Annotated in this window: 2 protein-coding genes and 1 pseudogene; all 3 read right to left on the bottom strand. The window is 40.8% G+C overall.

The features are described from left to right. Nucleotides 1-299, bottom strand: a pseudogene (locus ACFIKR_RS09340) (filamentous hemagglutinin); the annotation flags it as partial. Nucleotides 300-314: 15 nt separating this feature from the next. After that, nucleotides 315-701 carry a hypothetical protein gene (locus ACFIKR_RS09335; RefSeq protein WP_375659648.1) on the bottom strand — a complete coding sequence of 129 codons (387 nt, stop codon included), beginning with the start codon at nt 699-701 and terminating at the stop codon, nt 315-317. Between the two features lie 26 nt (nt 702-727). Further along, nucleotides 728-1,148: hypothetical protein (locus tag ACFIKR_RS09330; RefSeq protein WP_375659647.1), on the bottom strand; the 421-nt coding region annotated here is incomplete at its 5' end.

The following is a 1,148-nucleotide window of genomic DNA, read 5'->3' as shown; positions in this document are numbered from 1 at the left end:
GTCAGAACACCCAACTTACCTTCTAGAAAATACTGATACCCTGCAATGAACCCCTCTACCAAGAGCGAATCGCTATGGGGAAACATCAGAAAATAGTGCGGATCATTCTTGTTATCAGCCAACTGAACCGTATTATGGGTTGCTTCATCTGGTGTTGTAAGAATACCATTGAGGAAAACATGAACCTTGCCATCAGCACCTTCTTGTAAATGCTTTTCTCCCTCTGACGTTAAATAGTGATATAGAGGAAACAATCCCGCCATTCCAAGGGAAGGCAAGGAGGGCGGATTGTTAATCATCACAAACAGCAAAACTTAAGGCTGGCATTTGCGACTATTTTTATATTTTTTACAAAACGGGCTGTTTAAGCGCTTCTTGACACTTCGCTGTGGTATGACAGCACCTGGACGACAAATGGGAAGGTTTTCGGCTCTAAAAGTATAACATGGCCCTCCCGCTCTTGCTACTTCTTCATCTTTATAGCGGAATCCTGATTGGAGCATGCAAGCATAAGTTGTTGCTTTAGCATTAATACTCTGCTGTTGGTTTTCTGGATCGATATCATAAGGCGTTGGCATACCACATTCTAACAAAGCTTTTCCTACCTCAGTAAAATCAGTAACACTATTTTTCTCCCACATACTTAGATACCCTGGAGGAGGCTTATCGATGTTACATCCAGCTACACTAACCAAAACTATTCCACTTCATAGTTTTAATATGTATTTCATTTGTTCCTCCTTGAAGGGATGTATATACGATTAGGATCCCCATAATCGCTTTGACACGCCTTACTTGCATGACTATAACAAGCATGAGGGCTGGGATAATTAGATAGTACTTTCTTTGCCTCTTTCACTACGTTACTACCAAGGGGCCTCTGGTAAAAAGTAGCCGGATTTTTGCCAAATACAACACCAACAAAATCATCTGCATGATTTTCCAAGCCGACAGTGGTTTGCTTGCCATCCCTTAAGATATATAATGTATCTGCCATGTCTTGAGTATTATAAGCTGGACCAAAAAAATTAACCGTTGTTTCCTTTGCTATACCGTGAACACCATGCTTTACTAAATCATATGATCCATTTCCTGCTGTTATGGTACCACGACTATGGGCATCAATATGCAATCCTGTATTGCCATAA

Origin of the sequence: Bartonella sp. MR30HLJHH (assembly GCF_042194195.1) — a bacterium.
In the GTDB taxonomy this organism is placed as follows: domain Bacteria; phylum Pseudomonadota; class Alphaproteobacteria; order Rhizobiales; family Rhizobiaceae; genus Bartonella; species Bartonella grahamii.
The sequence above is the reverse complement of the archived record's forward strand: the minus strand, read 5'-3'. Positions and strand labels throughout refer to the sequence as shown.